Origin of the sequence: Mesorhizobium sp. M0571, from assembly GCF_040320985.1 — a bacterium.
Lineage (GTDB): Bacteria > Pseudomonadota > Alphaproteobacteria > Rhizobiales > Rhizobiaceae > Mesorhizobium.
This window is the reverse complement of the sequence record NZ_JAMYQT010000063.1, coordinates 1-26655: the sequence shown is the minus strand read 5'-3', so window position 1 is coordinate 26655 and position 26655 is coordinate 1. Positions and strand designations below refer to the sequence as shown.

Below are 26655 nucleotides of genomic sequence, written 5' to 3'. Positions count from 1 at the left end.
CGCATGGAGAGCCGGATGCTTGGAAACTTGCACGTCCGGTTCGGAGCGGGGGATGAAGAGACCTGCCTCGGAGACGAGGTAAGGCGCTTCATCCCTACTCTACGCAACCCTCCCCTCCCCCCTCTGCCTCCAGGCCTCACGCCAGCGCCGTCTCCCGACTTGCAGGCTCGACATGAAGCGCTGCTGGTTTCGGCTCGCGGATCTAGGCGCGGCCGAGCCGCGCCCGAGGCGCCTTCAGCGTGTTGGCGTCACCGCGTCCTCCCACGAAAAAAGCGCCGGCCACTTGATTCGAAGGACCGCGCTGGGATTGATGGAAACGGCCCGGAGGCAGGCCGGCGACGAGAGTTTCCGTTGCCGGCCTGCGCAGGATCAGGCGGCGAAATCGAGAAGCTTCTTGGCTTTGCCCTCCATTTCCAGGCGGACATCCTGATGCGGCTTGTCGCGCGCGACCCGGGTGATGCCCTGCACGAAATCAAAAATCGATTCCGGTGGTCTGCCTTCCTCCATGAGAACAGTATCGATGATCTTCGTGGTCTCGGACTTGGAGAAGCCGCGCTTGCGCAGGAAGCCCTGGCGATCTTCGTCGTCTCTGGCAACGATCCGTTGCCGCGCCGTCTTGATGCCGTTGACGAATGGCATGGGCGAGGAATCGGCAAACTGGATCAGCGCCGGCTCGGCTTCCAGGGCGAAACGGGAGGCCGCGTATTTTGAGTGGCGGATGGTGATTTCCTCGAAATCTTCCACGCCCCACAGATTTCGATTCTGGCACACCGCGCGCAGATAGAAGCTGGCAATCCCGAGGGTGCGGGCTCCGACTTCGGAATTCCAGCAATAGAAGCCGCGGAAATAAAGATCCGGTTCCCCATTCGGCAGCCGCCCGGCCTCGATCGGGTTCAGGTCGTCGACAAGAAACACAAACACATCTCGGTCGGACGCATACAGCGTAGTCGTGTCGTTGGAGATGTCGACGTTCGGGTTGTAAATTCCCGTTGACCAATCGAGGATTCCCGGCACCTTCCAGCGCGTGTCCCCGGTGCCGTTGCCAGCGATCCTCTGCACGGCGTCGATCAGTTCTGAGTCAAATATTCTGCCATAGTCCGGACCGGTTACAGCTCGCAGCTCGAGGCGTCCGTTCTCGATTTCCAGCGTCTTCACCTGCTCGGCGCGGTGGTTGAGGAGACCATGCTGAAGGTTGATCGCCGCGAGCGGGGCCGGGAGCTGGCGCAGATAGGTGGCCGGCGCGCCTACCAGGCTGGCGAGTTGGCCAAAACTCCAATGCGTGGGGGCAACTGGGGCACGCGCATTAGGCAGCATTAGCCTCAGGCGCTCCGGATCGTCGCGGCTGGCTTCGACGCGGATCAGCTCACTTTCGACGATGCGGGTCTTGCTGCGCTCCGACCGACTCGTGACCGAATTCCGAAGGTCGGTGAGCGACAGATATCGCTCGTCCGCCGGCCGGTTGAACCATTCTGACGACACGCGGCCGATGCGCTGGCCGCGGCTGACGTCGACCTTATAACCGGCACGCTCGTTGCGCTTGGGCGTGTGAATTTCCATCTGGGTCATGGGTGTCGCTCCTCGGCGAGCGCCGGGAGACTCTCTCCCGGGCCTTCACCCGCCACCGCGGCCCGCCCGCCCTCTTCCTCTCCCGGCATCCGCGCGCCACTGGAAGCGTCGGCATTGCGGCAGCGGCCGCGTCAAGGCTGACACCCAGGAAGGAAGGCTCGGGCTTCAGGAAAGCCCGAAGACCAAGCGCCGCTTCACCTTCCGGACGCGGCAGAATTCCGCTGTGCTTTCTTGCGCACCAAGACCGGGACCCATCCGATTTTGGGTAGCGGCCTGCTCAAATTGGACAGGCAGATTTGTGTTGAGATTGAGCAACTGCAGGTTCTCTTCGAGCTTAGCCCATACATGTATGAATTGACCCAACGTCATGATACGCGAAGACCGGTATCGAAGTCGGAACTGAGAGAGTGATTGCATGTCGAGCAGGTTCGTCCGGCCCGTGGTGGTGCAAATTGGCCGGCATGACCGTGAGCGCGTCATATTCGATGTGAACGACGCAGCCACGATCCTGCTGCGAAGTGTCCCTCATCAGACGGAGAAGCGAAAACTGGCCATGGATGCGTGTCTTCAGGTTCTGCGTGGCGAAGCCCAGACGCCGGTAGCGAGACGAGCCTTCGTTGCAGCGGCGCTAGAAGCGAAAATCCTACGCAGCGACTGAGGTCCAAATGATATTGGCCGGATGGCCGGCGAGATCACCAAGTTCGGGTTTTTGGTTCAAAATGCGAGCACCGCCTGTGCAGATGCTTCGCGAGGCTTCGAAACCACGAACGTGCCGGCAGGCAATGGCCGAAGCAGCTCTCCCTCCAAGCCGGTCCGGTCGAGCCAAGCCATTCGCTGATCGCGCCGCAGCACCGTCATCTGCCGGTCGTGAAAGGGCGCCACGTCGTCGTTCGCCTCGATCGTCAGGATGGCATAAGCCTCAGGCCAGTCCCGTGTCGCGGGGCGCCAGACACCAGCAAAATAGAACCAGTCACCATCGGCGAGCGAGAAGCTATAGGCCTTGCCCCTGCTCCGGTGCCGGAACTCGGATGAGGAACGAGGCAACGGTGACTGGGAAACGTCCTGCCCTCAGCGCGCACAACGGTGAAGGGCCTGCCTCCAACTTCGCTGGGCTGAAGGCCCCAACGCAGCTCTGCCATCTCAACATCGCCGCCGCAGCGCCTTATGATGACGCGGCGATCGTCGAGCGATGCGTCGGAATCGAAAACCCTCGCGCTCATGGTCGCGCGAACATAACAGGAACGCGATCGCGGACCGGTCGCTGCCTGATCGTGGCGGACGGCTTCTACGAGTTCACCGATCCGGAAGACCCCAAGAAGAAGCGCAAGGACAAGTGGCTCTTCACAAAGAAGGAGGAGCCGATCTTCTGCATCGCCGGCATCTGGCGTGAAACGCCTGAGGTCGGCGAGGCATTCACCATGCTGACGATGGAGCCAGGACCCGACATCGTACCCTACCACGACCGGCAGATCGTCATCCTCGATCGCAGCGCGTGGGCGGATTGGCTCGACCCTTCGGTATCGGCCAAGTCGCTGATCAAACCCCTTCCACCCGGCACGCTGCAGGTGGAGCAAGTCGGATGAAATGAAGCGATCGGCGACCGATGCCGATCAGGGATGGGGCACGGAACGCACCACCTGCCGGGCGGGCTTGTCCTGCCCTCACCTTGATACGAGACCTGACGCAGGAGATTGTCTTCCGTCCAGGTGAGATAGGCGACCTCGACCACCATTTCAGGCCTGACCCAATGTACGCGCGACAGTTCAAGCGGCGAGCCGAACCGGCTCTCACGTGGCGGTGGGGCGTCGAGGGGCATTCGAGCTGCCTGAAGTGGTTCAAGCCGGCCGTAAAGCTGAAGCGCCGCAACAGCGAGGCCTGACACATGACCGCACCGATCACATGCCCTCGACGTTCGAAAATCCCCTTGCATCAACGGGGGCATCCACACATGACGCTTGGTACCGGAGTCGTAAGCCCGCTCGGGGTGGGACTCTGTCGTTTGAGCCGGCTGCCGGAACGAGCAAGCAGCGCCATGAGCAGACGTACGCGGAGCACTCGCATGATCGGCTCTCGACACGTTGCGGACCTTCAGATGTTCGCAACAGCGCTTCCAGAGATCACGAAATCGAATCAGGTTCCGGTCATCGCGGGCTGATCCGCCAACTTGCCTCCGAGATTGGTGAAGAACTGCCCGGCTAGTTTGCGGGCCGTTGAATCGATCAGCCGGCTTCCCATCTGGGCGATCTTGCCGCCAACCTCCGCCCTGACCGTGTAGGAGAGGATTGTGGCATCGGGGCCGTCGGCGACAAGCGAGACATCGGCGCTGCCCTTGGCGAAGCCGACGATGCCGCCCTTGCCTTCACCGTTGATCGTGTAGGCGTGGGGCGGGTTGAGGTTCAAAAGTTCGACCGACCCCTGAAACGTCGCTTTCAGCGGGCCGATCTTCAGCACCACGGTCGCCGTCATCTCGGTTTCGGAAAGTTTATCGAGGGCTTGGCAGCCCGGAATCGACCGGCGCAGGATTTCCGGGTCGTTCAATGCCCGCCATACAGTTTCGACCGGTGCGCCGATATGTTCGCTGCCATTCGTGTCCATTGCGTCACCCTTCGTTGGTTGGTTGGAGCGCTACGATGCCGCGCTGCCCGCCACGGCGCTCTGCCGTGACTTCTGCAAGGATCGACAGGGCGATCTCTTCGGGCGTGATGGCGCCGAGATCGATGCCAGCCGGCGCCTTGACGCTGTCCAGGGCATTCGCCTCGATCCCCTCCGACAGCAGCTTTTCGCGCAGCGATGCCATCTTGCGGCGGCTGCCGACGAAGGCCCGATACTCTGCCTCGACACCGAGTGCCGCCTTGAGTGCTGCTTCGTCGCCCTTGCCCTGCGTGGAAACGACGATGAAGCGCCGGGCGTCATGGAGATGTTCGAGCACGAAGCCGTCGATCAGGACGTCCGCGTCAGGGGTCGACGGCATATCGCCGGCGGGCACGGCGACCGTCACGTGGTAGCCGAGCGGTCGCGCCTGTTCGGCAAGCGCCATCGCCACCGGGCTGGCGCCCAGGATGACCAGCGATGGATGCGGCAGCACGGGCTCCACGAAAATGTCCATTGTGCCCTGGCTTGGGCACATGTTCTTTGCGAATTTCACGCCGAGGCGGCTTTCGCCCGGCGCGACGCCGAGTTCGACCAGCAGGTTCTCCGGTTGAATGGACACCAGCCGCGACTCGCCGTCGGCGAGCGCCTCGCGCGCCGCCTTCAGCACCGCGCCTTTGGCGCAGCCGCCGCCGATCCAGCCGGCTGCGATCGTGCCGTCCGGGCGGATCACCGCCTTGGCGCCCGCCTTCGCAGCCGTCACCGAAACGGTGCGCACGACAGTGGCCAGCACGAAGGCTTCTTCCGCAGCTTTCATCCGGGACATCAGGTCCATCACATCGACATGAGCGGTCATGGCCAAAACGCCTCCGTCAGAGCTTGGCGAGATACGGTTCGAGGTCGGCGAGGCTGTTCAGCGTATGAGCCGGCGCATAGAGGTCGATATACGGGAGCGCAGCCTTGATGCCCGCGGCCTCTGGGGCATAGCCTTCCCAGCCGATCATCGGGTTCAACCACACGATACGCCGGCAGCGTTTTTCGAGCTGCGCCATCTCGCGGCCGAGCAAGGCGGCGTCGCCGGTCTCGTAGCCGTCGGAGACGATCATCACGCAGGTGCGCGCATGGATGACGCGCGCCGCGTGCCAACGGTTGAAGGCCGCCAGGCACTCGCCGATCCTGGTGCCGCCGCCCGCGCCTTGCGCCATCATCGACAGCCGGTCGAGCGCGCGTTGTGCGTCGCGCTCCTTCATGGCGTCGGACACATGGACCAGCCGCGTGTGGAAAAGGAACGCCTCGGCCTCGCGGAATTCGTCGAGCACGCCATGGATGAACCTCAGGAACACCGTCGTGTACATGCTCATCGAGCCCGACGCATCGAGCAGCATCACCAGCCTGAGCGGCTTCTCCTTGCGTTGCCGCTTCACCAGGCTGATCGGCACGCCGCCATGGCTGATGTTGCGGTGGATGGTACGGCGCAGGTCGAGCCTGTAGCCGCGACGGCGGGCGAGGTCGAGCCGGGTCAGTCTTGCACGCATCGCCTTGGCCAGCCGCGCCGCGACGGCATGGGCCTCCTGCATTTGCTGCGGATCGGCGATCTTCCTGAAATCCGTTTCGGCGAGATTTTCGGCGCGTGAGGCGCCTTCCATGCGGCCCTCGCCGCTGCGATCGTCTGAGACGGGATGATCGCCGGCCGGAATCTGGTGGGAGGCGCCCTGCGCGCCGGCCTGCGACGAGGGATCCTGCAGATTTTTGACCGATGGATTGTCCTGCCGTGCGGTCGAGCCTGAAACTATCGAACGCGAGCGCACCCGCTTGCCGAGCCAGAAGGCGTCGAACAGGCCGTCGAACTGCTCCCAATCGGCCTTGCGCGCCGAAAACAGGTGCTTGAAGGCAGAGCGGAGCAGGCCCGGCTTTTGCGCATAACCGGAAGCCATCAGCGACGCCGCGTCCTGGCCCTCGCGCAAGCCGACCGCAAAAGCATTGTCGCGCAACGTGCGCAGGAACGCTGCCAGCCTGGACAAGACGAGCCGGGAAACCTCGTCGAGTTCGTTGGTGGTCGGAGGCAAGCCACAGCAGCTCATGCGACGTTCCCCAGCAGGCGTTGCGTGACTTCCGGCTTGAACCGCGCCCTGTCCTCACGGGTCTTGAGCAAGCACATCAGCGTCTCATGCACGATCTCGGGCGCCTCGTGCAGGTCGCGTACGTCGAGCCCGACCAGCGCCGCCGCCCAGTCCAGCGTTTCGGCGACGCCCGGCACCTTACGCAAATCCTCCTTGCGGATTTTTTCGACCATCCGCGCGATCTGCAGCGACAATGATGCGCCGGCGCCGGCAATGCGCACCAGGATGATGCGCGCTTCGCGATCGACATCCGGATAGTCGACATAGTGGTAGAGGCAGCGGCGGCGCAGCGCGTCTGAAAGCTCGCGCATACCGTTCGAGGTCAAAACGACATGCGGGATGGACGTGGCGGTGACGGTGCCGAGCTCGGGAATCGAAACCTGGAAATCCGACAGAAGCTCCAGCAAAAAAGCCTCGAACTCCTCGTCGGCGCGGTCGACCTCGTCGATCAGCAGCACCGGCGGCGTCTTGCGGCGGATGGCCGCCAGCAGCGGCCGTTCGAGCAGATATTTTTCCGAAAAAATCTGATCTTCGATCTCCGCTGCCTTCATCTTCTGGCCAGCTTCGCCCTTGTGCGCCTCGATCGCCAACAGTTGGCGCTGGTAGTTCCACTCATAAAGGGCCGCCGACTGGTCGAGGCCCTCATAGCATTGCAGGCGGATCAGTTCGGTGCCGCGGACGGAGGCGAGCGCCTTGGCGACCTCGGTCTTGCCGACGCCCGCCCCGCCTTCGAGCAGCAGCGGGCGTTTCAGCAACTGCATCAGCGAGACCGCAGTGGCGAGCTCGCCGTCGGCGATGTAGCCGGCGTCAGCAAGCCGAGCGGCGATCTGGTCGCGCGATAGGGTCATCAAGGCCTTACCCCACCACCCCCAGATTCTTCGCCGCCTGCCAGTTGCGCCAGAAATCATGCGGCATCTGGATGTGCGTCGAGCCAAGGAAGGAAAACGCGTCGTTGACGGCGTTCGAAAAAGCCGGCACCCCGCCGACATTCGGGCTTTCGCCGACGCCCTTGGCACCGATCGGGTGGTGCGGCGACGGCGTGACGGTGAAATCGGTCTCCCAATGCGGCGTCTCGACCGCGGTCGGCATGAAGAAGTCCATGAACGATCCGGTCACCACATTGCCGGTCTCGTCGTAGCGAATCTCCTGCCCCATCGCGATGGCGAAGGCCTCGGTCAGCCCGCCATGCACCTGGCCCTCGATGATCATCGGATTGATGCGTGTGCCGCAATCGTCGAGCGCGTAGAAGCGCCGCACTTTGTAGACGCCAGTGTCGACATCGATGTCCATGACGCAGATATAGGCGCCGAACGGGTAGGTCATGTTGGGCGGATCGTAGTAGCTCACGGCCTCCAGCCCCGGCTCCATGCCGGGCGGGACCGAATTGTAGGCCGTCCAGCAGATATCCTTCATGGACATCGTCTTCTCCGGCAGGCCTTTCACGCGGAAGCCGTCGATGTCCCATTCGAGATCGTCCTCGTGGACTTCGAGCTTGTAGGCCGCGATCATCTGCGCTTTCGCCTTGATCTTGCGTGCGGCCATGGCGATGGCCGCACCCGCCACCGGCGTCGAGCGGGAGCCGTAGGTGCCCAGCCCGTAAGGAGCCGTGTCGGTATTGCCTTCCTCGACCATGATGTTGTCGGCCGGAATGCCGATCTCGGTCGCGATGATCTGCGCCCAGGTCGTCTCGTGCCCCTGGCCGGTGCTCTTCGTGCCGACACGAGCGATGCCGGCGCCGGTCGGGTGCAGCCTGATCTCGCAACTGTCGAACATGGCGATGCCGAGAATGTCGCAGTTCTTCGATGGGCCGGCGCCGACGATCTCGGTGAAGAAGGAGACGCCGAGCCCCATGATGTCGCGGGTTTCGCCGCGCTTGAAGGCGGCGCGCCTCTCGGCCTGTTCCTTGCGCAGCTCTGCGTACTTCACCGTTTCCATCATCTTCTTCATGGCTGTGTGGTAGTTGCCGGAATCATATTCCCAGCCGAGCGCCGAGTGGTACGGGAACTGCTCGGGCTTGATGAAATTCTTCAACCGCAGTTCCGCCGGATCCATGCCGAGCTTCTGCGCGAGGATGTCCATCGCCCGTTCGATGCAGTAGGCGGCCTCGGTCACCCGGAACGAGCAGCGATAGGCGACGCCACCCGGCGCCTTGTTGGTATAGATGCCGTCGACGGAAAGATGGGCGGTCGGGAAATCGTACGACCCGGTCACGATGTTGAAGAAGCCGGCCGGCCATTTCGACGGATCGGCGCAAGCGTCGAAGGCGCCGTGGTCGGCAAGCACGTGGACGCGCAGCCCGGTCACCTTGCCTTCCTTGGTCGCCGCGATCTCGGTGGTCATGTGATAGTCGCGCGCGAACGAGGTCGCAGTGAGGTTCTCGATGCGGTCTTCGACCCATTTCACCGGCTTGCCGGTGACGATCGAAGCCACCGCCGCGCAGATGTAACCGGGATAGGCGCCGACCTTGTTGCCGAAACCGCCGCCGACATCGGGCGAGATCACATGGATCTTCTGCTCCGGCAGACTGGCGATCAGCGCCACGACGGTACGGATGACGTGCGGGGCCTGGAAGGTGCCCCAGATAGTCAACTCGCCCTTGATCTTGTCGAACGACGCGACGCACTGGCATGTTTCCAGCGGCGACGGATGGGTGCGGTGATAGGAGATCATCTCCTGGATCGATACCTCCGCCTTGCGGAAGGCGGCGTCGGTCAGACCCTTGTCGCCCACCGTCCATTCGAAGACGTGGTTGTGGTGCTTGCGCGGACCGTGCGCGCCGCTGGTCTTGCCTGCCAGATCCTCGCGCAACACCGGCGCATCCGGGTCCATCGCCCTGAACGGGTCGATGACCACCGGCAGCGCCTCATATTCGACCTCGACCGCATTGACGCCGTCGTCTGCCGTGTAGCGGTCGGTGGCGACCACAAAGGCCACTTCCTGGTTCTGGAACAGCACCTTGCCATCGGCCAGCACCATCTGCACGTCGCCGGCCAGTGTCGGCATCCAGGCAAGGTTGACGGTCTTCAGCGTCTCGGCGGTGATAACCGCCAGCACGCCGGGCACTTTCAGCGCCTTCTCCGAATTGATCGAAATTACGCGGGCATGAGCATGCGGCGAACGGACGAAATCGCCATGCAGCATGCCCGGCAGCTTCAGGTCGTCAACATAATTGCCCTTGCCCTGGGTGAAGCGCGCATCCTCGACGCGCTTGCGCTTGCAACCCATGCCTTCCAGTTTCGCTTCGCGCTGTTCCCGCGTGGGAGTCATGTCGTTCATTCGGCGGCCTCCTTGAATTCGGTGCCGTTGATCTTGGCGCTCGCGTACTGGATCGCCTTGACGATGTTCTGATAGCCGGTGCAGCGGCAGATGTTGCCGGAGATGCCCATCCGGATCTCTTCCTCGCTGGGCGTCGGGTTCTCCTGCAGCAGCCGCTGCGCCCGCAGGATCATGCCTGGCGTGCAGAAGCCACATTGCAGCCCGTGCATCATGCGAAAGCCTTCCTGCAGCGCCGAAAGCGTCCCGTCAGCGTTGGCTACGCCCTCGATCGTGGTGATCTCGGAGCCCTCGGCCTGCACGGCGAACATGGTGCAGCTCTTCACCGACATGCCGTCGATATCGATGGTGCAGGCGCCGCAATGGGTCGTCTCACAGCCGATATGAGTGCCCGTCAGTTGCAGGTCTTCACGGATGAAATGTACGAGCAACGTGCGCGGCTCGACGAGGCCCTCGACCTCAGCGCCATTCACCTTCATCGTCACATGGGTCTTCGCCATCTTTTCCTCCCTTACGTCAGCCGGCACGGGCCGCGGCACGCTTCAGCGCCCGCATCACCATGATGCCGCCGACGTGCTTCCGATACTCGACCGGGCCCCGCGTATCGGCCGACGGCGACATGATCTTTTCCGCGGCCGCTGCAGCCTTCTTCAGAGACGCCTCGTCGAGGCTGGTGCCAACAACGGCCTTTGCAGCGTCTTCTGCGAGCAGCGGCGTTTCCGACAGATTGGTCAGCCCGATCGAGCACGTCGCGACCTTGCCGCCCGACATCGTCAGCACGACCGCGGCAGCGGCCGTGGCGTAGTCGCCGACCTTGCGCTTCAGCTTCTCATAGGCATAGCCGTGGCCGGCAGACGGCGTTGGGATCGAGATCGCGGTCAGGATCTCGCCGGGCTCGAGCGCGGTGAAATAGGCGCCTTGATAAAAGTCGCCTGCCGCGACCGAGCGCGTGCCGCCCGGCCCTTCGAGTGTGTAGCTGGCGCCGAGCGTCATCATCAGCGCCGGCATGTCATTGCCGGGATCGCCGTTGGCGACGTTGCCGCCGATCGTGCCGCGATAACGTATCTGCGGGTCGGCGATCAGCTGTGCGGTCTCCTGCAGGATCGGCAGCGACTTCGCGATCAGATCCGACGCGAGCAGGTCGTGCTGCGTCGTCATGGGGCCGATGACGATCGTGCCGCCATCGCGGCGGATGCCCTTGAGCTCGGCAATCTCGTGAAGATCGACCAGATGGTCTGGCGTCGCAAGCCGCAGTTTCATCATCGGGATGAGGCTGTGCCCGCCGGCCAGCGGCCGGGCTTCGTCGCTGAGCGAGGCGAGCAGCTTGACCGCGTCGGCGACGCTCGATGGCCGATGATACCTGAATGGGCCTGGGATCATCGTTTCCTCCATTCGCCCTTCGTTCCCAATTTTTATATTGGGCAAGGACGTTGGGGCAAGGCTGTCGCGAGTTGGTCGCGCGCGCAATGACGGGGCTCGCCAGGCGTCACGAGGGGCGGAAATTCGCACGAAACGCGGTCTTTCACGCACGAACTGCGTCAGTGCTTGCGACCTGTCGGCGGGTCAGTGCGTGTGCGCTTTGCGTCCCGCAAGACCCAGGCGAGCCTTGAGTTCGGCTATCTTGACGCGGCTCACCGGCACCCGGTGCGGTGCCGGGCCGTCAAGTTCGACGACGGCGCCGTCGCCTTCCTTGCGCACGAAGCTGACATGCGGGATTGCAACGATATGACTGCGATGCACCCGCAGGAAGAAGGCCGGATCGAGCTGCGCCTCGGCCTCCGAGATCGACCACGGCGACATGCGCTCACGCGTGCCGTCATGCACCAGCGTGTAATGCGCGTCCGCCCGCACGCTGCGAACATCGACGGCATCGATGAAATGCGTGCCGTCCGCTCCCTCGACTGGCATGCGCGACGACGGCGCCGCGCGCGGTTGGCCAAGTCCGCCGAGCGGTGCCGCGGCAACCCGGGGACCTGCATGGGAGGGAAGCTCGCTCCCGGTCGCGAAAGCGCCCTCAACGAGTATGTCGGCCGCCCGCACCGGCTGCCGGTTATCATCCGCGGCTGCCGTGACCGGCGTCTCTCGCCGACGTGGCTCCGGCACCAGGAACAGCAGGAAGCCTGCCGCAAGCACAAAGCACAGCAGCGACACGACAAGCGCCAGCACTTGCGGCGACGCCACCAGGCCACTCCTGTCGGCGAGTTCCGGGGCGGGGCGATAGTGCATGCCGTACATCGCCGTGTAATGCATTCCCGAGACCGCGAACCCGAAAGCCACCGCGCTCAAAGCCAGCCGCCGGCCGACCTGCCGCGCTAGGAAGATTCTCAAGCCGCCATAGGCGGTGCCGACGGCGATGAGGGCGGCCAACAGAACCATGGCGTGGTCGTGCTCGATGGTGAAGCCACCCTCTAGGCCGTGGATGCCGACATAGTGCATCGACACAATGCCGCCGCCCATGAGCAGTGCGGAGGCCGTCACGCGCCGTTCGGACGGTTCGCCGACGCTGACGAAGAACAGCGACACGCCGACGACCAGCGCGCAGATCAGGAAGGAAATGATGGTGGGCAGAACGAGGTAGACTGCATCGGCCGGAATCGGCGCCGCCAAGACGCCGATGAAATGCATGGTCCAGATGCCGACGGCGAGAAACCCTGCAGCGCCCGCCAGCAGCAGGCGGCGACTTGCACCGGGCACGCCGCGTACCCGCGCAGCAAGACCGAAGCCGGTGTAGCCACCCAGAATAGCGACGGCCACTGAGAGCGCGACCAGATATGGATTGTGCCCAGCAAACATCTCGGTACCGGCACCGCCGATATTCCTCCCCGGCGGGCCATCTCCCTGCCGCGGAAGTGTACATGCGCAAACGCGAACTTGACAACGTCGGGGGCGGAACGGGTCGGCTCGGCCGGAAGATCTGAAAAAGATCGTCGGGTTGCGACGTGCGCGCCGGACGATGACCGCCGCGACTTTGGGGTCTTGAGCAACCCTGTCCAGGACGGGTGAACCGCCGCGCCCTTTTAGACTTGCCCTGCCACACGAGAGAGCATTGCTATGACTACAAAGCTATTTTCCGCGAAACCCGCGCGCATGTTGCCTGACATCCATCAGCGAGCCGCGCTGATTATCGCCAGGTGGAGCGGCGCCCGACGTTCGGAGATTACGCGACTCGAGTACGGCTGCCTCGACGCGTATCCTGACGGCACGCCACGCTTGCGGATTCCCGCTGGTAAAACCGGCAAGGAGCGGATGGTTCCGCTTCACCCGGAAGCCGCCGTGGCTATTCGTGAGCTTCAGGCACTGGATCCGCCAGGCCGCGGGTTTGCTGATGAACGCACCGGCGTCGAAGTACGGCGACTCTTCCCGCTGAAAGGCAAGTGCATATCGCCGCGGACGTTGTTTGAGGCATCGCTGGAGGCGGCTTGCCAGGCAGCTGGTCTTGTCGACGATCGTGGCCGCGCTACGATCACCGCGCATCGCTTCCGCCATACCGTCGGCACGGAGTTGATCGAGGGTGGTGCGCGCGTCCACACCGTCATGAAGATGCTCGGTCACACGAGCACTGGAATGACGCTGGTATACGCACACCTGCGGCGCAACGGTTCGCGAGGATTACATGAAGGTGCTTGGCCCCGGTGCGCTGATCGCCGGACCGCTCGCCGAGACATTGCGATCACGAGCGATGCCGGAGGATTCGCTTGCCTGGCTGAAGGCCAACTTCTTCCGCACGGAACTCGAACTCGGCCATTGCCTCCGATTGCCAGAAGAAGGCCCTTGTGAGTGCGATCTGTATTTGACCTGCGCCAAGTTCGTGACCACACCCGAATATGCGCCCAGGCTCCGGGAACGCCGGATTCGGGAGGTCACGCTCGCGGATGAAGCGCTGGTGAAGGGATTTCATCGCGAAGCCGAACGCCACGATTGCACGCGTAAACGTATTGAGGAGTTCCTCAAAGATTTGGGCGAGCCCGCTCCTTTGACGGTCGATTGAAAGCGACGCGAGCAACGTTGATCGAACAGAAGCATCGGTCGGGTTTGCACCCTTCTCAACGGCACATAAGGGTCATAGCTGCGCCTTACCGTTGTGTGCCGCAAAGGCAGCAGAGGTGTCGAAAGCAGAAATTCCAGCTGGCTTCCCCCAACCGTTTACCAAGCATTTCCTCGTATCGCCCAATCAGCACCTCCAGTGTGACGAGCTCGATGTCATCGCGCAGCTGTGCAAGCTTCTCCGGCTTGCGCTCCGCAATCGCTCGGCTGTTCCTTTCGAGTGCAGACAAAACAGCGTCCTGTTCGGCCTCGTCCATGAGGCCAGACGCCGCGCCATCCGAGACCATCCGGTTGATTGCCGTGTGCGGTAATTTCAGCGATCGCTGTTCCCGGCCGAGCCGATACGCCAGAAAATTATAGACTCCAGCCTCTTTCGCCACGGATGCCGCGCTCCTCGCGCGTTGCGTGAATTTGTTGCAATCCTTTCTAAGGCGCTCGTAGTCGGAGTATTTCAGAAAAAACATGCCGAGCTCTTCGTCGCACTCAGTCTGTTGATGCGAAATCACGATCTCGCTGCATTCGGAAAGCCCTTCCACTGCCGAAACGATGAATCGGTATTCCCTAGTAAGGCCGAGGCCGAAGTCGAAATCCTTGACGAGACCGGCAGGAAGCTCCTCCAAGAGCTCGAGAACGGCCTCGGTTGTGTCGGGCATCGCAGCATTGTCGCCCACACTGGACGATTCACCCTGATCCAGGGTGATGCTACGAATCCGCCGGTACTTCTGTTTTAGAAAATCACGGGCGTTACCAAATGTGTTGACAGGGTACATGGTGATGTAGCGCCCTCGTCCACTGATCTGCAGAAGCTTGACCTTGTAATCGGCGGAAAGTTGTAGATCCACGCCAGCCTGCTCAATTCTTGCTGCCGACGGAACGTAGATGATGTCGACCGTATCCTTGTCCGGAGAAACAAAGTGAAGGGTTCCTTCGTCCGGCGAAGAGCGAGATGCGAACGCGCGAGGCATAAATTTATTATCTCCCCAATCCGTCCGAACTTATACAGCGGGCCAACACTTGAACATGTCGAATGCACCGAGTGTGCCTAGAGAACACCGCAGCCACGATATCGACCCCTCCCCGTCATTTCTCGCACGCCGAGTGCAGGCTTCCGTTGGAAAGAACCATGCAATGCGAGCGCAGCACGGCCCTGATGGTTGCTTACGAGTTGCGGAAAGCAGCTATCCTCACTCCCGGCTTCTGGAAAATCGCTGTGCAAGAGAGTGCCGGGCGTCCTTGGGTCAATCCCGTTTTCAAATGTTTGATTGAGGCGTTGCCCTATGCGCGACTGGAAAACGCAAGAAGGGAGAGGACGTGGCTAAGGTGGACGTTGCTTGGCCTTTCGATGCAGGTTTATGGCCGCTATGAGCGCGCATTCTCAAAAATGCCCGTCACTCGCATGATCCACCTGTGCGAAATCCTCGGATTCATGCCGATGGAAATGCTGTTCAGCGCTGCCCTGCATCTATGGGGCCGCACGCCGGAGGAAGCGCGCGACACCATGGAACTCGTGCAACAGGTCGTGTCTCTGCCGCACGGCACCAAGCGCGATCTGCTGGCCTTGGTCAAGAAAATGGTTGCGCTCGAACGGGCCGCAGACGGAGCGGCGGCGGAAACGCAAAGAGGCGAAGAAGGACGTCATTAGGCACCCCGCGCTGCGGTGAATGGCGCGGGGCGCGAGCATCATCGCGACGCATTAATAGGGCCAAACCTTAAGCATCGACCTTCTTCAGCTCCGAGAGCCGCACAAGGCCGTTCTGGCTGCGGAATGTCAGTGTCGCATCCGTACTTTGCGCCTGGGCGATCCCCGAAATAACGTGATCGCCGGTGTCGTAGATCGTACGCTGCCCGGCATCCTCGATGACCAGTCGCCGCGTGTCGGGATAGATCGCGTAGCGCAAATGGTTCTGCGATCCGGTCGATGAGGGTGTGCCGAGTCCGCCCGCCCAACTTTCAGGTACCTGCTGCTGCGATCTATAGCTCACTTCGGCCGGTTCATTATGGGCAGCCTCAGGATTCTCCCGCAGATGAGCTACTAGTTCCGTGGCCACCGCGTTCAGCTTCGCCCTCAGCGCATCGTTAAACATGTCGCCGACCATTGTCATGCCTGATGACCACTGCGACATGCCGCCGAATTCGGCATGGCTGAACTGCGCCATGGAACCACCGCCCGAGCGCAGGGCACGCAGCACGGTTTCTACCGCGTCCCTTGACAACCCGTGCCGCGCCGCAAGCCGCGCGATCAATGCCGTCTCTTTGAGATCATCCACCGTACTGCCTCAACTCTTTTCGCCATTTAACACTGCGATGGGGACATCGTTCCACTTGCCCTAACCTCCGAGCACGCCAAGGGCAGTTACAGCCCTGGCCAACGCGTGGAGACCGACATCTTTCCGCCTGATTTTGACTGAATGTCGGAACAGCGCCCTAAAGCGGTCGCGCGAATGCCCATCCTAGGGAAGAAGTCGTCAAGTTGAATTGCCCTCATAAGCACTTCTTCAAGGTTTGACCCTAGGTTTCTCTCCGAAGCTCGTAACCGACTTCGGGAAAGAGCATGTTGAAGGTCTACACCTGCATTGCGGCGCAGCATGATTTGCGTCTGGTTGCCCTGGCGGCCTTGGTCTGCGCCCTGGCCTCGTTCACGGCCGTCAACCTCCTCCATCATGTCGGGCGCAGCGAACGCGAAATGCGACGGATCTGGCTCGCAGTAGCCGCGGTCGCCACCGGTTTTGGCATCTGGTCAACGCATTTCATCGCCATGCTGGCCTTCCAGCCCGCAGTGCCGAGCGGCTACAATATCGCCTTGACGATCGTCTCGCTGGTCGCCGCGATCGCTTTGACGGGAACCGGCCTCACCGTCGGCATGTCGCTCCGCGTTCCGTATGCACGCTGGATCGTCGGGGTGATCGTGGGGGCGGTATCGCCGTAATGCATTATACTGGCATGGCTGCCTTCGAGATCGCGGGCCGCGTCGTCTGGGATATGCCGCTCGTCGCAGCGTCGATCGCCCTCGGTGGGCTGTTCGGCGCCGCAGCCTTGCCGGTTGCCCTTCGGGCCAACACGATCAAGTGGAAGGCGCTCGGCGCGTTAGTGCTGACGGTCGCGATTTGCAGCCATCATTTCACTGCGATGGGCGCGGCCGCGATCGTGCCCGATCCTCGCATCGTCGTTTCGGGCACGGCGCTGCCAGCGGAATGGATGGCAATCGGACTTGCGCTCGCTTCGATCGTGATCATTCTTCTGGCCCTTGTCGGTCTTGTCCTCGATCTGCGTGATCTTCGTCGCGCTGGGGAGACGGCGCGTATGCAAGAGCTGGCCGACGCCGCCGTCGAGGGGCTGGTTGTGTACAACGAGACGATGATCGTGGCAGCCAATCACAGCTTCGCCGCCCTTGCCTGTGTCGATGGCTCTCAGCCTGTCGGCCGCTCGCTCGAGTCTTTCTCCCCCACCGTCTCGCAGGGCGAACTCACGGCCACCGCCCGAAAGCCGCTAGAGGCCGAGCTATGCGCAACCGACGGCAGTATGATCCCGGTCGAGCTGATCCGACACAACAGGAACCGTCGCCTTAACTCGGCTGAAGGAAGCGACTTCCTATGAAGGAGCATGACCGACCTGCCGACCGAACCGCGTGATGCGCTCTATAAGCGTCATCGCTTCCCCGCCGAAATCATCAGCCATGCGATGTGGCTGTATTTCCGTTTCCCACTGAGCCTGCGCCACGTCGAGGATCTGCTCGCCGAGCGCGGCGTCGAGGTGTCCTTCCAGACCGTCGCGGAATGGCGGCAAAGTTCGGCGGCGAATACGCCCGCCGCACCCGGCGCCGATCCAGAGGCCAATTTGCCGACAAGTGGCATCTCGACGAGATGGTGGTCATCATCAGAGGACAGAAACATTGGCTGTGGCGTGCCGTCGACGCCGAAGGCTATGTCATCGACGCTCTGGTACAAAGCCGCAGGAACAAGAAGGCGGCACTTCGGCTGATGCGCAAACTGCTGAAGCAGCAGGGGATTGCACCGCGTGTCATGATCACCGACAAACTCGGCTCCTATGCCGCCGCGAAGAAGGAATTGATGCCAGGTGTGGAGCATCGATCCCACAAGGGCATCAACAATCGGGCGGAGAATTCGCATCTTGCCGTTCGACGACGGGAGCGCGGCATGAAGCGCTTCAAGTCAAGCCGGCAGTGCCAGCGTTTCGTTTCCATCCACGGCCCGATCACCAACCTCTTCCACTACCCGCGTAACCACATGACCGCCGCCCAGCACCGAGATCTCCGCGACGCCGCCATGGCAATGTGGAACGAGATCGCCATGCCGACCGCCGCATGAACAATCCTCCGGTCCGCCTCCCTCACTCTCATGCTCAGTTAAGGCGACGGTTCCCTCGTGGCTCCAGTCGAACTGGTAGGCCTCGCCCGGCGCAAAGCTCAACGGAATGTAGGCTTCGGCCGCGGCGCTGCCGCGATCCGCCTCCCAACTTTGAGCATGCCGCCACACCGAACTGTAGCTGCCGTCATAGCCGAGGCCGCGAAGCTCCTCGAAGATGCGGATCAGTGTCAGCCGCTCCCGCTGACACTTGGCCGCATTCGCCGATAGCAGCCGATCCAACTCGTCACGCCAGGCGCCCATCCGCGGATAGGGTTGATGCTTGCGCTCGTAGCGGAACTCTGTCTCCTCGGAACGCAAAACCTTGCGCACCACCTTCCGGGAGATATTCAGCTCCCGGCAGATCGCCTTGATTGACTTCCCCTGCACCAGCGACAGCCGGCGTATCTTTGCAATCGTCTCCACAACCAACATCCAAAACACAAATGCCTCCGATCAAACCGGAGGCATCTTGATGACCCCATCGTTAAGGGGGCCCGTTTGGACGAAAATCACCCCTTAAACAGGGTCCTCATTCCACGAAAAATCACACGTAAGCCTTTGATCATGCGTGCAGAGTTGCTGGTTCGGGGTGGACCCTGCTGGACCCCGGAGTCCAGTCCGGATCCAGATGGGATCCATCCCCCGGAGCCACCATAGGGATCCATCGCGGAGTCCAGCAGCAACGTCCGGAAGCCGCGTGATCTTCGAGGAGACCGCATGCCTGTCCAGTTCGCACCGGAAGCCATCGAGCACATGGTGGCCGACAGCCTGGCTGCTTCCGGCTTCGGCATCCGCTCCCAGATCATCTGGGCCAAGCCTCGCCTGGTGCTGAGCCGTGGCCATTATCACTGGCAGCACGAGCCGTGCTGGTATGCGGTCAGGGAGGGCGCCACCGGGCACTGGCAGGGCGCGCGCGACCAGACCACGATCTGGATGATCGGCAACGGTGACCAGGGTGAGGACGACGCCACGGTCCACGGCACGCAGAAGCCGGTCGAATGCATGCGGCGGCCGCTGCTGAACAACAGCGCCACCGGTTCGTCGGTCTACGAGCCCTTCTCGGGCAGCGGCACCACCATCATTGCCGCCGAGACCACCGGCCGCTCCTGCTTCGCCATGGAGCTTGATCCGCGTTACTGCGATGTGGCCGTGGAGAGATGGCAGACCTTTACTGGGCGCAAAGCAGTTCTGGAGGCCAGTGATCTCAACGTCGCCGATGTTCATTCCGGCCGATCCGCGGCCTGACCTTCGTTGGGCCGGGCATAAGCGAGGGAGGCCACCATGCAGGGGATGAGCGAGCGCCACTATGCCGCCCATGCCGGGGTCTCCCGTGGCGCCATACAGAAGGCCAGGATTGGCGGACGGCTGGTGCTGTTTGAGGATGGCTCGATTGATGGAGCAGGCTCGGATGCACGCCGGGCAGCTCTGACCGATCCTTCAAAGCAGAGACGCTCCCCGCCCCGGTCCAAACTGAAGGCAGTGCCCGAGGAGGCTTTATCGGCGGTTGGCGAGACGTTGCGCGAACAGGGGCTGTCGGCGCCTGTCGTGGCAGGCTCGACCACTTTCATGCAGGCAAAGACGGCCAATGAGGTGCTGAAGGCGCAGGAGCGCCGGCTAAAACTTCAGAAGCTGAAAGGCGAGCTTGTCTCGCTCGATGGCGCCAAGACGCTGCTGTTCCGGCTGGCGCGGGAGGAACGTGACGCCTAGGTGAACTGGCCCGGACGCATCGCGGCGATCCTGTCGGCTGAACTGGGCGTCGACACCGCTACCATGCACCAGCTTCTCGAGAGCCAGGTGAGAGCTCATCTGGGGGAGTTGGCAGATGTCCGCACTGACTTCCGGTGAGGTCCGGGCTTCCGATGAGGTTCTGCAAGAGAGCCTGTTCCACTTCGAAGGCGTCGATGAACTGAAGTCGTCCTGGCGCGAGGGCCTGCGCGCCTGCCGCGGCCACGGCGGCGCCATTGAGCTCAGCTTCGAACATTCAAACCCCGCGCTCACAAAGCCGGCAGCCCAGGCGGAGGACAAGGCGGATTCGCCTGAGCCGCTGGATGATGGAGTGACGACGCGCTCGTTCCTTGGAACGCAACGGCGACATGGACATTCCGTAGGACAGGAGGTTCCGATGCCCAAGTTCCGCTTTGAGACCGTCGAGTTCGGCAAAACCACTACTTTAGAGGAAGAGTTAGCCAGCGCAGACCTAGCGAGCCAGAGAGCAATCGAATTGGCCCACGCTGTACTGGTAGCGAGCGATTTGAACGGCGCTGATCATTCAGGCTCGAGTACCAAGGTTTACGATGAAGCCGGGTATCTAGTCGCCACGGTCAATTTCTCGGACGTGCTGGAAGGCAGTTCGGAACTTCAGCCTGCTATCAGTGACCCACCCACCGAAGAGCCCGGTGTCATGCGGTCTGGTTGATCAGTCTCAAACAGCTAGGCATGTCAGCGAGCCGTGTTAATGTCGCGACTTCGTTTTCTACGCTCCATGCTCCGGGCGTTTCGACGAGCAACTCTCAGTTCGGCTAGCGTCGGTTGCCACCAGCCACAACTTGACCGCTTTATATCCAAACGCGACGAGCACAAACGTCGACTACGTTTGGGGCAGGTGGCGTTCGGCCAAGCTCCCAGAACTGGTCAGGACGTGGCCCGCGCGACGTGCGCCAGGACCGAACGAGCGTTTGAGGGACGCTATCCGTTGCCAGCTGAAGATTTACCTCCTCTTGGCCGCGGGGTTGCGACAGAGCAGTACGGCATTGTCGTTTTCACTGAAGTGTCCGGTGAAATCGTTGAGCCGTTACACCGTCTTCGAATACGGCGTGCGAACACTTAGTTCGTCCGCAACTTCGAGGTATGGGCTCGATATTGGATCTAACGCGAAGGTATCACGTCCCTTGCTGTCTCCATGGATGGGCAACATCTCTGCCTCTTGCGCCAACCAGCGGTCGATCCGGCGGGCTGCTGTCTCGCCGGGTACGAACCAACTCCTGCGCTCGTCGCTCCACCTCGCTCGCGGAAAAGCCTGTCGAAATCGCTCGACTGCCATTCTATCGAACGAAAATCGGGCTTCGGCACCCCGGGGCATCCTGTTTCTGCGGCGCGCGCCGGGTCTTTCCACCATGCGCGTCAATCATATTTGGCTGCGCACAGAACGTTCGGCAACCACGAAGGTTCACGCGTGAATCGAGACGCGCACGCCGCGATTACCACTCGTCTGGAACATCGGGGCCGAATGACCGTTTCGCACTTGTGTGAAACCAAGGAGTTTATTGACCATGGACTGGAACCGCGTTGAAGGAAACTGGAAGCAGGTCAAAGGTAAAGTCAAGGAACAGTGGGGCAAGCTCACCGATGACGACTTGGACCGCATCGCCGGCAAGCGCGACCAACTCGAAGGCATGATCCAGGAACGTTACGGAATCGAGAAGAATCGCGTGCGTCGCGATATTGACGACTGGTATACTCGCCAAGGCTGGTAGGACCTTTCGTAATCGAGGGGCGCTGTCGCATGGCAGGGCCCTCTTTTTTTGCCCGTTTGCCTTGGCGTCGGCATTTGGAATGGCAAAGCTCGCTGACGCGATTTGATCCTCTAAAATTGGGGGCGGCGCCGGGGTGAGGTTGAGCAAGGGCGCGGCCAAGACGGTGGCGGCCAAGCGGGAGCTTGTCGCGATCTCATAACTGGTTCGCCAAGAATCCCTTCACCCAGCTCATAGTTCTAAGCCCGTATGCCATGCCGAGGCAGTCGGCAAACCAGTCGAAGACACTCATGTCGCGCCCTGTGATGCCTTGAAGGACCTCGATCGCTGCGCCCATCAAGGCAAGGAGAACCGCCAGCCTTACGAGGTGGTCTGGCAATAGGGCGAGCAGCAGGACGACAGCCAACGTGGGGAGAAAGGCAGCCATCGCCACGCTCTGATATAAAAGATCAACTGTGTAGGCACTGCCGTTGTTTTCCTCGATCTCGGTTTGCTGATACCTGGTGCACTCGGCAGGGCTCGAACCTGCATCTGCCCGAGACTTTGGTGGTGGCTCTATCCTGATTGAGCTACGAGCGCGACCGTTTGAGGCTTTTTCCCCGGCGACGGTAACAGGACCACTGAGCCATCAGTAAGTTCTCTTACATGAAGCACCCCTATGTCACTCTGGACACATTCCTATGGGCGCCTGCGAATGTCGCCCTTCATTGTGATGAAGGCGGCACGCGGCCTATTCGGACCTCATTCAGATTGCGCTGCATGAGTGACTGAAAGCGAGACGGACGGAAGAGCATGGGCCCGTGACCAAGCGCCAACCTCATACCTACCGACTACCACGTTTGCTGTTCTCTGCTCCGCCGGAACTCTTGGCCTCTTCATAAGTTAGAAAATGTCCCAACCCAGAGGAGACCGGTTATGGATCACACCAACCACGTTCGCCTTACCAGCGCGGAGTTGACCTCCGACATACTCGAAGGCGCGACCATCTACGGCCCTGACGACGAAGAGATCGGGTCTGTTGATCATGTGCACGGTAATCAGGTCGTCATCGACGTCGGCGGCTTCCTTGGCATAGGCGCCAAGCCGGTAGCTGTTGCTGCCAGCCAATTGGATTTCATGCGCGACGAAGATGGTGACGTTCACGCCGTCACTAGCTGGACGAAGGACCAACTTGAGGACATGCCCGAGCACCAGGAATGAGAAAAGCGTTACGCGGGTGGCCGAGGACTTCTTCCGCCTGAAAAAAGCCTGCTAGCCGACGCGATGTCAGTGCCCGATTAGTAGAGAGCAATCGAGTTCCTCGGGGAATGAAACCTGCAGATCAGCCTCCGGCAAAAAAGGCTGAGTGGCCATACGGAGCGATTTCAACCTAGCCGTCTTGGCGGCGCGTTCGGCGCACTCAGCCTCCGCAACCGCCTTCGCGGACCGACCAATTTTGCTATCTCCCAGCCAACACATCTATTCGTTCTTCTCGGACACGCCTTCGTGAAATTCTTGAAGAGGGCGGCGTTGTCGGCCGCGCGCGCACCCGGCGCGACGGCCAGCGGAACCTCGAAACAACCCGGCCCGAATTCGGTGTGGATCGAATCCATTTCGATACCCATGCGACGCATCGTCGACTTCAGGGACGAGAATATCTCCTCGTAAAGAACGGCCGATTGCAGGGAATAGGTGCGGTTGGCCTTGGCGAAGTGATTGAGATTTCGGAATGCCATTTCCCGCAACATGTCCGGTGTCTCCTGCAAGAGGAAGAATTCGAATTCGAAGGCCGACAGCACGTCGAAGCCCAGGTTCGCCGCCTTCTCGATCATCTTGAGCAGCTGGTTGCGCGGCGACATGTCGCCGAAGGCGCGTTCAAAATCGGCGATCGCAATCGCGCTGCCCTGGCCGAACGGGTACTGGCGGATGCTGTCCGGATCGATGAAGCAAGGACGGTCAATATAGGGCGTCAGATCGCTGTAGGTCTTCTCCGCACTGTCCCATCCGTAAAGGACATCGCAGAACTGGTATCCGTCGGCAGCGAGCTTGACGGCCTTGTCGGCCCCGACCAGCTTGTGACGGCCGTCGAGATCGAAGATCCCGATATGCACCTGTTCCGCATTCAACGCCTTGAGTGCGTCTTCCATAAAGGCTCCGAAATTTGAGGTCACTCAGGCGGCCACGGCACGAAAAGTTTGCGGCCGCGTCGCATCGACCTGTTGCAGATAGCTGCCCCGAAGATCCGGCTGCCGCGACAAGACCTTGCAGGCGCAGGCTTCCGTCATCCGCGAGATGATGCCGCGCGCCTCCTGCTGGCGAACGATGATGTCGGACGTCAGCTCCGCGCGCACCGCCTTGGCCGCGTCCGCAGAAAGGGCGCGGACGGCTGCAAGCGTGTCGGCTTCCAGTTCCGCGAACAAGGCCCGGGGCGCCTTGGCGTAGCACCCGTAGTCGCGCTCGATAAGGCGCTGCATCGATTCCTGCTCCCACCAGGCGTCGAAGGCTCCGTCTTCCGGCTGCATCCAGGCGCGCGGCGTTTCCGCGCCCGGCCAGACCGGAACGAAAGTCGACATGCAGGGCGAGGCGAGCGAGGCCCAGAATAACAGCGGCTCGTCCGGCTTCTCCGGGCGCGGAAGCTCGGCCACCATGCTCGCGGCCGTCTCGAAACCCTCCGGCGAGCGTGCATGCATGCAAAGCACGCTCTCGCCGTCGGCGCCTAGGCGCCAACCGGCATCGGCGTCGCCGGCCCCGTGGCTTCTCAGCACCGCGAAAACCTCTTCGAGCGAGATCTTTCCCCGCTCCTCCAGCGATGTCAGTTGTGCCTGCGAGAGCGCGAACCGTGCCACGCAGCCCGGAAGAGCCGGAAATTCCGGATCGGCATAGGCGGCAGCGAAATCGAACGGCGCGTCCGCAGCCGGATCGTGCCAGCCCGATTGCGTCGCGAAATCGAACGGCGCGTCCGCAGCCGGATCGTGCCAGCCCGATTGCGTCGCGAAATCGGCCGCGTGGGCAGAGATCCGATCATAGTCGGAGCCGATCGAATAGACGTTGGAGATCGAAGCCCAGCCCTGGATCCGCTTCGCCACCCAGTGTCGGCCGGCGGTCTGCACGATCCAGCCGCCCCTGCCGTCGGCGATGATGAAGCTGTTGTGATAAGTCATGTCGCGCGTCGCCGAAGCGCGCCCCGACTGGCCGTAGCGTTCGAGAAGCGCGATCAGGATGTCGAGCCCCTCATCCGCTGTCGCCGCCCGTTCTAGCGTCAGGCGCAAGAGGTCCATACCGAGAAGGCCGGGCTCGGTGGAGCCGGGAAGCTGTGGATACGGAATGCGCCTCTGAACAGATTGGCGCATGTCGCTTGCGGCAAGCGCGTAGCTATCGCCGTCACCTGCAAGCTCCTGAAAACCTGCCATGTGCGGCGAAATCAATTTATCGTGCCATCCAGCCGTATCGAGCGGATAAGAGCGGCCGGACTTCCTGAATGACAGGAGCAACAAAAATACGCGTTTGCCCTGACCGCTTTCTATCCCGGCGGGGAGTTCCAGAGCCTTGTCATAAGCTGAAGGCTGAACGTGCCGACCCGCCAAGGTGTGCAAATTCCTGACGTTGGCGCTCGGCGCAGCCAGGTCGCAAGTTGGCTTGAATTTCTAATCAACAACATGTATACATGGTGTCTATGAGTGAGCGCCATCAATCAGAACGCACTGCGATAGGGCAACGAAGCGATGCTGCGCAGGACGTGGTCTACCGCTGGCTGAAGCAGCATGTGCTCACCTTGCCCAGCCGCGAGGGCACGTTCCTTACGGAGGCGGAAGTCTGCCGCGAGACGGGAACGTCGCGGACGCCGGTGCGCGAAGCTCTGTTGCGGCTCGAAGCCGACGGCTTCCTGCAGATCGTCCCGAAGAAGGGCGCCTATGTTCCGCCGATTACCGAGGCGGAGATCGGAGCGGTCATGCAGGCCCGGAGCCTGGTGGAGGAGTGGTGTGCGCGGCAGGCCGCCGGCTTCGGCGACATGCTCGCCGTGGAACTCGACAGGCTGGTCGCCCTTCAGATGGAGGTGCAGCACGACCCTGTTGCGTTCATTGAGCGCGATCGGGAATTTCATCGCACGATCGTGCGCGCCGCTGGCAATCCGGTGCTCGCCGACTTCTATGAGGGCCTGCGGGACCGCCAGTTGCGGATGGGCGTGCACGCCGTCACAATCTCCGGTGGGCGCGGTGACAGCGTGCTTGCCGAACATGCAGCGATCGTCGAGGGCATACGCCGCGGACAGCCCGAACAGGCGGCCGCAGCCGTTGCCCAGCATTTGGCGCGGACGCTGGTCGCCCTACGGCTGCCGACGGCGGCAAGCTGGGGCGCGGTTGCAACCGGGCGCAGGCCGGCGGTGGCGGCGCAGTGAAAAAAGGGGCCGCGGCGTTCGCATCGGCAATGCCGCCGAACAGTCGAAACACACAGTGGCGGCGGGCAGTTGGCCAGCGGAATTCGTGAATTGATTTTTGTGACTTAACAAAATCGATGCCGAAAGGGCCGGGCATGATCATCGAAGGAGAAACGGCTTTCGACGTGCGCGCGTTCCGGCAGGCGCTTGGACAATTTCCGACCGGCGTCTGCGTCGTCACCTGTCTGGCCGACGGCGAGCAATTTGGCATGACGATGAGCTCGTTCAACTCGCTGTCTCTCGACCCGCCCCTCGTACTTTTCAGCATTGACCGTCGTTCAGCCAGCCTGCCGCTCTGGGAGAAGGCTGCCAGTTACACGGTCAACGTTCTCTCGGAAAATCAGAAGGACATTTCCAACCGCTTCGCCAAGCCGCTTTCCAACAAGTGGGAAGGAGTGCGGTTCGAGCAGGGCCGCTCCGGCGCCCCGGTGCTACCCGGCGTGGCGGCGCTGTTCGATTGCGAGCCGTGGGCCAGGCACGAAGCCGGGGACCACGTGCTGTTCATCGCCAGGGTGAAGCATTTCCGGTCGTTCGCCGACCGGCAGGCGCTGGTTTTCAGCAAGGGGCGCTACGCATCACTGCAGCCAACGGAGTTCACGGCGCCGCTTTGGCCGCTCGACATCCATTATTGATTTCTTGGGCACTACTGATCGCGGAGGGTAAGATGATCAAGACCGGGGCGCAGCATATCGAGATGCTGAGGGATGGAAGGCAAGTCTACATCAATGGCCAGGGCGCCGGCGACGTCACCGCGCATCCAGCCTTCCGCCAGACCATCCGGTCGGTCGGCGCGCTCTACGATTTCCAGGCGCGAC

General features: G+C 62.0%; 28 protein-coding genes, 1 tRNA gene and 7 pseudogenes. 16 read left to right on the top strand and 20 right to left on the bottom strand.

The genetic code is table 11. The annotated features are described in order from the left end of the window. Positions 1 to 369: 369 nt before the first annotated feature. Positions 370 to 1566, bottom strand: coding sequence for a DUF932 domain-containing protein (locus NKI85_RS33775; RefSeq protein ID WP_352531836.1), 1197 nt, complete (start codon positions 1564 to 1566; stop codon positions 370 to 372). A 415-nt stretch (positions 1567 to 1981) separates the two neighbouring features. Between NKI85_RS33775 and NKI85_RS33770 the strand changes: the two genes are divergently transcribed. Beyond that, entirely contained in the window at positions 1982 to 2224 is a 243-nt protein-coding gene (locus NKI85_RS33770) for a DUF982 domain-containing protein (protein WP_352531838.1), read from the top strand. A 56-nt stretch (positions 2225 to 2280) separates the two neighbouring features. Here the strand turns inward: NKI85_RS33770 and NKI85_RS33765 are convergent. Beyond that, positions 2281 to 2705 (bottom strand): annotated as a pseudogene (locus NKI85_RS33765) (SOS response-associated peptidase family protein). Here NKI85_RS33765 and NKI85_RS33760 point away from each other — a divergent pair. Beyond that, a complete protein-coding gene (locus tag NKI85_RS33760; protein ID WP_352531840.1) occupies positions 2613 to 3149 on the top strand; it encodes an SOS response-associated peptidase family protein in 537 nt (178 codons plus the stop codon). The pseudogene NKI85_RS33765 and the gene NKI85_RS33760 overlap by 93 nt on opposite strands. A gap of 92 nt (positions 3150 to 3241) precedes the next feature. Here NKI85_RS33760 and NKI85_RS33755 read toward each other — a convergent pair. From NKI85_RS33755 to NKI85_RS33715, 9 genes and pseudogenes are all read right to left on the bottom strand, one after another. Continuing rightward, positions 3242 to 3496: pseudogene (locus tag NKI85_RS33755) on the bottom strand (ATP dependent DNA ligase); the annotation flags it as partial. A gap of 200 nt (positions 3497 to 3696) precedes the next feature. Then, positions 3697 to 4161 (bottom strand): SRPBCC family protein, encoded by a 465-nt coding sequence (locus tag NKI85_RS33750; RefSeq protein WP_352531842.1) that lies wholly within the window; start codon positions 4159 to 4161, stop codon positions 3697 to 3699. Positions 4162 to 4165: 4 nt separating this feature from the next. After that, a complete protein-coding gene (locus NKI85_RS33745) occupies positions 4166 to 5011 on the bottom strand; it encodes an XdhC family protein (RefSeq protein ID WP_352531844.1) in 846 nt (281 codons plus the stop codon). A gap of 16 nt (positions 5012 to 5027) precedes the next feature. After that, positions 5028 to 6236, bottom strand: a complete 1209-nt coding sequence (locus NKI85_RS33740) for a vWA domain-containing protein (RefSeq protein WP_352531846.1) — start codon at positions 6234 to 6236, stop codon at positions 5028 to 5030. Beyond that, positions 6233 to 7123, bottom strand: coding sequence for an AAA family ATPase (locus tag NKI85_RS33735; protein WP_352780224.1), 891 nt, complete (start codon positions 7121 to 7123; stop codon positions 6233 to 6235). The genes NKI85_RS33740 and NKI85_RS33735 overlap by 4 nt, the downstream gene beginning before the upstream one ends. Positions 7124 to 7130: 7 nt before the next feature. After that, positions 7131 to 9551, bottom strand: coding sequence for an aerobic carbon-monoxide dehydrogenase large subunit (locus NKI85_RS33730; protein ID WP_352780223.1), 2421 nt, complete (start codon positions 9549 to 9551; stop codon positions 7131 to 7133). Beyond that, positions 9548 to 10048, bottom strand: a complete 501-nt coding sequence (locus NKI85_RS33725) for a (2Fe-2S)-binding protein (RefSeq protein ID WP_352531853.1) — start codon at positions 10046 to 10048, stop codon at positions 9548 to 9550. Before NKI85_RS33725 ends, NKI85_RS33730 begins: the two co-directional genes overlap by 4 nt. Positions 10049 to 10064: 16 nt before the next feature. Then, positions 10065 to 10928, bottom strand: coding sequence for an FAD binding domain-containing protein (locus tag NKI85_RS33720; RefSeq protein ID WP_352531855.1), 864 nt, complete (start codon positions 10926 to 10928; stop codon positions 10065 to 10067). Between the two features lie 183 nt (positions 10929 to 11111). Next, complete coding sequence (locus NKI85_RS33715; RefSeq protein WP_352531857.1) at positions 11112 to 12341, bottom strand: MHYT domain-containing protein; 1230 nt, start codon at positions 12339 to 12341, stop codon at positions 11112 to 11114. Positions 12342 to 12599: 258 nt separating this feature from the next. Here NKI85_RS33715 and NKI85_RS33710 point away from each other — a divergent pair. Together NKI85_RS33710 and NKI85_RS33705 are read left to right on the top strand one after the other, a co-directional pair. Beyond that, a pseudogene (locus tag NKI85_RS33710) lies at positions 12600 to 13079 on the top strand (tyrosine-type recombinase/integrase); the annotation flags it as partial. Positions 13080 to 13161: 82 nt separating this feature from the next. After that, on the top strand, positions 13162 to 13536 hold the full coding sequence (locus NKI85_RS33705) for a hypothetical protein (RefSeq protein ID WP_352531875.1): 375 nt from the start codon (positions 13162 to 13164) through the stop codon (positions 13534 to 13536). 85 nt (positions 13537 to 13621) lie between these two features. On the opposite strand, the gene NKI85_RS33700 is transcribed toward NKI85_RS33705, so the two are convergent. Together NKI85_RS33700 and NKI85_RS33695 are read right to left on the bottom strand one after the other, a co-directional pair. Next, the gene (locus NKI85_RS33700; RefSeq protein ID WP_352531859.1) at positions 13622 to 14557 is read right to left on the bottom strand and encodes a hypothetical protein; all 936 of its coding nucleotides are present in this window, start codon (positions 14555 to 14557) and stop codon (positions 13622 to 13624) included. Between the two features lie 77 nt (positions 14558 to 14634). Continuing rightward, entirely contained in the window at positions 14635 to 14721 is an 87-nt protein-coding gene (locus NKI85_RS33695; protein ID WP_352531873.1) for a helix-turn-helix domain-containing protein, read from the bottom strand. Here NKI85_RS33695 and NKI85_RS33690 point away from each other — a divergent pair. Next, entirely contained in the window at positions 14716 to 15234 is a 519-nt protein-coding gene (locus NKI85_RS33690; protein WP_352531861.1) for a hypothetical protein, read from the top strand. The two genes, NKI85_RS33695 and NKI85_RS33690, sit on opposite strands and share 6 nt — an antisense overlap. A 67-nt stretch (positions 15235 to 15301) precedes the next feature. Here the strand turns inward: NKI85_RS33690 and NKI85_RS33685 are convergent, their stop codons facing one another. Continuing rightward, the gene (locus NKI85_RS33685) at positions 15302 to 15835 is read right to left on the bottom strand and encodes a hypothetical protein (protein ID WP_352780220.1); all 534 of its coding nucleotides are present in this window, start codon (positions 15833 to 15835) and stop codon (positions 15302 to 15304) included. Positions 15836 to 16143: 308 nt separating this feature from the next. Between NKI85_RS33685 and NKI85_RS33680 the strand changes: the two genes are divergently transcribed. The 3 genes and pseudogenes from NKI85_RS33680 (at position 16144) to NKI85_RS33670 (ending at position 17917) form a co-directional block, all read left to right on the top strand. Next, a complete protein-coding gene (locus NKI85_RS33680) occupies positions 16144 to 16518 on the top strand; it encodes an MHYT domain-containing protein (RefSeq protein ID WP_352531865.1) in 375 nt (124 codons plus the stop codon). A 14-nt stretch (positions 16519 to 16532) separates the two neighbouring features. Then, positions 16533 to 17186: an MHYT domain-containing protein gene (locus tag NKI85_RS33675; protein WP_352531867.1), complete on the top strand. Its 654-nt coding sequence runs from the start codon at positions 16533 to 16535 to the stop codon at positions 17184 to 17186. A gap of 6 nt (positions 17187 to 17192) precedes the next feature. Continuing rightward, positions 17193 to 17917, top strand: a pseudogene (locus NKI85_RS33670) (IS6 family transposase). Between the two features lie 54 nt (positions 17918 to 17971). Here the strand turns inward: NKI85_RS33670 and NKI85_RS33665 are convergent. After that, positions 17972 to 18388, bottom strand: a pseudogene (locus NKI85_RS33665) (IS21 family transposase); the annotation flags it as partial. A 324-nt stretch (positions 18389 to 18712) separates the two neighbouring features. Here NKI85_RS33665 and NKI85_RS33660 point away from each other — a divergent pair. The 3 genes and pseudogenes from NKI85_RS33660 to NKI85_RS33650 form a co-directional block, all read left to right on the top strand. Then, positions 18713 to 19201 (top strand): annotated as a pseudogene (locus NKI85_RS33660) (DNA-methyltransferase); the annotation flags it as partial. A gap of 36 nt (positions 19202 to 19237) precedes the next feature. Further along, positions 19238 to 19663 carry a hypothetical protein gene (locus NKI85_RS33655; RefSeq protein WP_352531869.1) on the top strand — a complete coding sequence of 142 codons (426 nt, stop codon included), beginning with the start codon at positions 19238 to 19240 and terminating at the stop codon, positions 19661 to 19663. Between the two features lie 115 nt (positions 19664 to 19778). After that, the gene (locus NKI85_RS33650; protein WP_352531871.1) at positions 19779 to 20372 is read left to right on the top strand and encodes a hypothetical protein; all 594 of its coding nucleotides are present in this window, start codon (positions 19779 to 19781) and stop codon (positions 20370 to 20372) included. Positions 20373 to 20750: 378 nt separating this feature from the next. Here the strand turns inward: NKI85_RS33650 and NKI85_RS33645 are convergent. Continuing rightward, positions 20751 to 21071: pseudogene (locus NKI85_RS33645) on the bottom strand (hypothetical protein); the annotation flags it as partial. Between the two features lie 154 nt (positions 21072 to 21225). On the opposite strand from NKI85_RS33645, the gene NKI85_RS33640 reads away from it, so the two are divergent. After that, on the top strand, positions 21226 to 21429 hold the full coding sequence (locus tag NKI85_RS33640) for a CsbD family protein (protein WP_352532662.1): 204 nt from the start codon (positions 21226 to 21228) through the stop codon (positions 21427 to 21429). Positions 21430 to 21622: 193 nt separating this feature from the next. Here the strand turns inward: NKI85_RS33640 and NKI85_RS33635 are convergent, their stop codons facing one another. Both NKI85_RS33635 and NKI85_RS33630 read right to left on the bottom strand, forming a co-directional pair. Next, positions 21623 to 21853 (bottom strand): hypothetical protein, encoded by a 231-nt coding sequence (locus NKI85_RS33635; RefSeq protein ID WP_352532664.1) that lies wholly within the window; start codon positions 21851 to 21853, stop codon positions 21623 to 21625. A 74-nt stretch (positions 21854 to 21927) separates the two neighbouring features. Then, positions 21928 to 22005, bottom strand: a tRNA-OTHER gene (locus NKI85_RS33630). 336 nt (positions 22006 to 22341) lie between these two features. Between NKI85_RS33630 and NKI85_RS33625 the strand changes: the two genes are divergently transcribed. Further along, entirely contained in the window at positions 22342 to 22626 is a 285-nt protein-coding gene (locus tag NKI85_RS33625; protein ID WP_352532666.1) for a PRC-barrel domain containing protein, read from the top strand. 164 nt (positions 22627 to 22790) lie between these two features. Here NKI85_RS33625 and NKI85_RS33620 read toward each other — a convergent pair whose 3' ends face one another. Both NKI85_RS33620 and NKI85_RS33615 read right to left on the bottom strand, forming a co-directional pair. Continuing rightward, the gene (locus NKI85_RS33620) at positions 22791 to 23552 is read right to left on the bottom strand and encodes a type I glutamate--ammonia ligase (RefSeq protein WP_352532668.1); all 762 of its coding nucleotides are present in this window, start codon (positions 23550 to 23552) and stop codon (positions 22791 to 22793) included. Between the two features lie 24 nt (positions 23553 to 23576). Continuing rightward, positions 23577 to 24815, bottom strand: a complete 1239-nt coding sequence (locus NKI85_RS33615; RefSeq protein ID WP_352780218.1) for a C69 family dipeptidase — start codon at positions 24813 to 24815, stop codon at positions 23577 to 23579. A 326-nt stretch (positions 24816 to 25141) separates the two neighbouring features. On the opposite strand from NKI85_RS33615, the gene NKI85_RS33610 reads away from it, so the two are divergent. From NKI85_RS33610 to NKI85_RS33600, 3 genes are all read left to right on the top strand, one after another. Then, a complete protein-coding gene (locus NKI85_RS33610) occupies positions 25142 to 25801 on the top strand; it encodes a GntR family transcriptional regulator (protein ID WP_352780216.1) in 660 nt (219 codons plus the stop codon). A 134-nt stretch (positions 25802 to 25935) separates the two neighbouring features. Next, entirely contained in the window at positions 25936 to 26472 is a 537-nt protein-coding gene (locus NKI85_RS33605; RefSeq protein WP_352780214.1) for a flavin reductase family protein, read from the top strand. A 32-nt stretch (positions 26473 to 26504) separates the two neighbouring features. Next, the coding region (locus tag NKI85_RS33600) for a 4-hydroxyphenylacetate 3-hydroxylase N-terminal domain-containing protein (protein ID WP_352780226.1) at positions 26505 to 26655 on the top strand (151 nt) is incomplete at its 3' end.